Genomic DNA, 3307 nt, shown 5'->3' on the forward strand with positions numbered 1-3307 from the left:
TTCGCGGAGCGATGGATCTCCGCGCGAACAGGCCTGCCCGGCGCGAGGAAGCCGCCAAGGAAGACAGGCGGGGGCGAGCGCAGTGCATGGAAGTCGGTGCCACGGGCGATCACTGCGGCGGCCCCACTGGACGTGGCCGGATGGGGACCAACTGACGCCGAAATGGACGCGATGGAATCCATCGGCTCGACCACGATCACGTGGGGATAGGTGCCGGCGTGGCGCTGCTCAGGCGCCACGCGGGTGAGCGGCCTGTGGCCCCGCGTCCGGCATGTGTAGATTGCCACCGGCATGGGTATGCACATATCGGGCGGGACCGCAATGCGGGGTCGGATTTTTCCTCACCGGTGATGTGCGCCGCGCATGCAAGTGAACGTTTTTTCTTGAGCACGCGCAAAGCATCTTGGCTGCGCGCCGAGACGATCTCGCGCCGCCGGCGATGACCGGTGTAGCCGACAGGAGAACGTAATGCATCCACTACTGGCCACCGCCGCCTCCCTGGCGCTCCTTGGCGCCAGCCTCCCCGCCTTCGCTGCAGACCCTCCGCCGTTGAAAACCGGCCATGCAACGGAGCTGCACCGCGAAACGTCCGCTGCGGGTGAGAGCCTTGACGCCTTCGTGGCTCGGATTGCACCGCGCGCGCGCGCCGCGTCGGTGAGCACCCGATCCATAGTGTGTGGCGAGATCCAGGGTGCCGGCCCGTACAGTCTGACGCTGAAGACCGACGGGCGGCAGGAATGGTGCGACGTGCCGAAGACCACATCGCCCTATCTGCTCGTAAACGGTATCGCCAGGGACGCGCGCGAGGATCATATCCCGGCCATTTACTACCGCCGGCCCGGCTATCTCATCACTCCCTGGAGCATCAAATTCCAGGACCGCACCGGGGTGCGCCGCGTTGAGCCTGCTCAGTAATTGCGGACGTTGAGCAGCAGGCAATCCACCTGCATGGTCCCGAACGTTCCGGGAGGTGCCGGTGGGCTGCCCTGGTTGCCCTCGGCGTGGTCGTAGTACGTGTTGATGCCCTTTGCTGATGCTGTGCCCGGCGTGTATCGAACTCCTGCAACATAGGCAAGGCGGTCCATCGCCCACCGAGGGCCGCCGCCGATCACGCCGCTTACGATGGTGTATGACGCACCGGTGTGCCCGAGCGCGATCGCTACCCCGTCAGCCTGGGTCGGAAAGTCAGTTTGCGCAGTACCTGCGGTGGCACGCATGCGGCCGATCACCCGCATGTACTTGTAACGCGAATCGAAAGCGATGCGGCCGGTGGCCGGGTCGCGGAACCGCACCCCCTTGCTTGTGACAAACGCCATTTGCGCCACGTCGGTGGTGTCAAAGACGTAGTACTGGATAGCGGTGTTGGCCGTCTCGCACACAAGCTCGAAGGTGAAGGTGCTCCCGTTCTGGGATCGATTGCGAAGGCCAACAAACGAGGCGCAGGTGACGGCGATGAGCGGAGAGTTGCCACCGCCAACTGTGACGGTGGCGAAGCCAATGCCCTGGGCCGCACCACCCGAACTGGCACCGACAGCGGTCACGGTTCCCTTCTGCTTCAACGCGAGATTTTCGTAACGCGTGTCGATCTGGATGATGTTCCCGCCCTCGGGGCGGATTCTCACGCCAAGAGCCATTCAGTACCTCCCGTATGTGAGCACACCACCGATCTGCGTGCCCATGTTGCTGCCCCCACCGTAATTCCAGCTGATCGTCCCGGCCTGCTCGTCCACGGTGAACAGCGGCGCTTGGGCAAACTGGGCACTGCTGCTGGCAGAGAACCAGAAATAAATCTCGTTGGTGCCGAGAGCCGGGACGGCGATCGAGCCACTGGAGCCTGCCGCGATGCTGACCGCGCCGAATTTGCTGGTGATGCGCGTGGAGATGTCGATCAGGATGTTGCCGTCCGGATCTCGTTGACGGATGCCACGTGCCATCAGAGCAGCTCGCCGGCTTCGAACAGCGCGACGGTGCCGGCTGCGTTCCAGAAGCGCAGCGCCTGCTCGTTGAGCGTCATGAAACCGCCATTGTTCGCGCCGTTCATCGAGAGCGTGCCGTTTTTATCCAGCTTCCAGCGAGGCTGGCCATTCGCGCCGACACCGTTCGACTGGATGGTGTCCCCGATCATGGCGTTGGTGATCCAGGCATTGCCGATCAGCGCCTGGTTGATGAAGACCTGTCCGCCCTGAATGACAAACGGCGAAGTCACCGCGTTGTTGGCCACGTTGATCACTGCAAACCTGTCGGCCTGCATCAGTATCTGGCTTTGGTAACTGCCGTCTGCCTGCTGCTCGACCCCGACGCCCATGCCGGCCATGTAGATCTGACCAGCGCTGGTGATCTGCGCTCGCACGCTGTAGGTGGCGGACACCTTGCCATTCAACGAGACAACCGTCTGAGAGACCTGCTGCACGCTGGCATTCGTTTCGCCGAGCGACGCCTGCACGGTATCGATGCGCTTTGCCTGGACATAGTCGCCACTGGCAATAACCGACTCGACGCTGATCGTTCCGGCGTATCCAGGCATATTGCCAACGCCGCCCGCTGTATCGCCTGCGAACCAAGAGCTGAAGCGTGCCACCAGCCCTCGTGTCTGGGAGCCAACTGCCGCCAGGCCGGTTTCAGGGTCGTCGATCCTGAGCTCCAGATCTTGCACACGACCCACGATTGCACCGGCCTCCTCGATCGCCGTGCCAACGTTCTTCCATTGCGTCCCTGGGGGCTCTTCGTTGCCGGACTCTTCCCCTGTCCAACTCCAGATTACCCCGGCATAGACAACGCTCTGCCCGTTTACGTAGGTGGCCTCAGGATCCCAGACCAAGGGAACGAGGTCAGAGATGGATTCGATCGATGTGCGCAGCTCTTGCGCGAGCTCGGTGACACTGATCTTGCCGGCCAAGTACTCCAAAATCGCGGTGGCATCGGTACTGCTCTCACCCATCACGCCATTGGTGAGCGGATACCACGGGCCGATATTGCCGCTGCGGTCGACCAAACGCCCCCAAAAGAAGAACCGCGCGCCTGCGGCCAGGCCGAGCATCGAGTGCCGCGCTTGCGGGTAAGCAAAGTCACCCAGCTTGATTGCACCCTCCAGGCTGTTGGCCGGGCTGTACCAGATCTCGGTGCGCTCCGTGTCGGTAGCGCCCTGCGGGAACGACCACGCTAGGTCGATGCCGAAGATGATGCCGGCTGCGGTGAGGCTGGCCAACGACGGCGGCGGTTCGATCTTGCCGGTGATCTCGGTCAGCGCTGACAGCGCGGGCATCGACACCGCGTTGAGCGCGTTCACCGCGCGCACGCGCGCCAGATA

The 3307-nt window shown here is 63.3% G+C and carries 5 protein-coding genes; 1 reads left to right on the top strand and 4 read right to left on the bottom strand.

From position 1 onward, the window contains the following. Nucleotides 1-239 (bottom strand): hypothetical protein (locus J7396_RS21810; protein ID WP_209262121.1); only part of this gene is annotated, 239 nt, incomplete at its 3' end. Between the two features lie 229 nt (nucleotides 240-468). Between J7396_RS21810 and J7396_RS21815 the strand changes: the two genes are divergently transcribed. Then, nucleotides 469-915 (top strand): hypothetical protein, encoded by a 447-nt coding sequence (locus tag J7396_RS21815; protein WP_078562329.1) that lies wholly within the window; start codon nucleotides 469-471, stop codon nucleotides 913-915. Here J7396_RS21815 and J7396_RS21820 read toward each other — a convergent pair. The 3 genes from J7396_RS21820 to J7396_RS21830 all read right to left on the bottom strand — a co-directional run. Further along, nucleotides 909-1634, bottom strand: a complete 726-nt coding sequence (locus J7396_RS21820; RefSeq protein ID WP_078562330.1) for a hypothetical protein — start codon at nucleotides 1632-1634, stop codon at nucleotides 909-911. The two genes, J7396_RS21815 and J7396_RS21820, sit on opposite strands and share 7 nt — an antisense overlap. After that, the gene (locus tag J7396_RS21825) at nucleotides 1635-1934 is read right to left on the bottom strand and encodes a hypothetical protein (protein WP_078562331.1); all 300 of its coding nucleotides are present in this window, start codon (nucleotides 1932-1934) and stop codon (nucleotides 1635-1637) included. Then, nucleotides 1934-3307 (bottom strand): phage tail protein (locus J7396_RS21830; RefSeq protein ID WP_209262122.1); only part of this gene is annotated, 1374 nt, incomplete at its 5' end. The genes J7396_RS21825 and J7396_RS21830, both read right to left, overlap by 1 nt.

Origin of the sequence: Xanthomonas sp. A1809 (assembly GCF_017746015.1) — a bacterium.
GTDB classification, from domain to species: Bacteria; Pseudomonadota; Gammaproteobacteria; order Xanthomonadales; family Xanthomonadaceae; genus Xanthomonas; species Xanthomonas euvesicatoria.

Bases quoted from the DNA above. Each gene is read 5' to 3' on its own strand.
- J7396_RS21815 (WP_078562329.1), top strand. From the start codon at position 469: ATGCATCCACTACTGGCCACCGCCGCCTCCCTGGCGCTCCTTGGCGCC.
- J7396_RS21820 (WP_078562330.1), bottom strand. From the start codon at position 1,634: ATGGCTCTTGGCGTGAGAATCCGCCCCGAGGGCGGGAACATCATCCAG.
- J7396_RS21825 (WP_078562331.1), bottom strand. From the start codon at position 1,934: ATGGCACGTGGCATCCGTCAACGAGATCCGGACGGCAACATCCTGATC.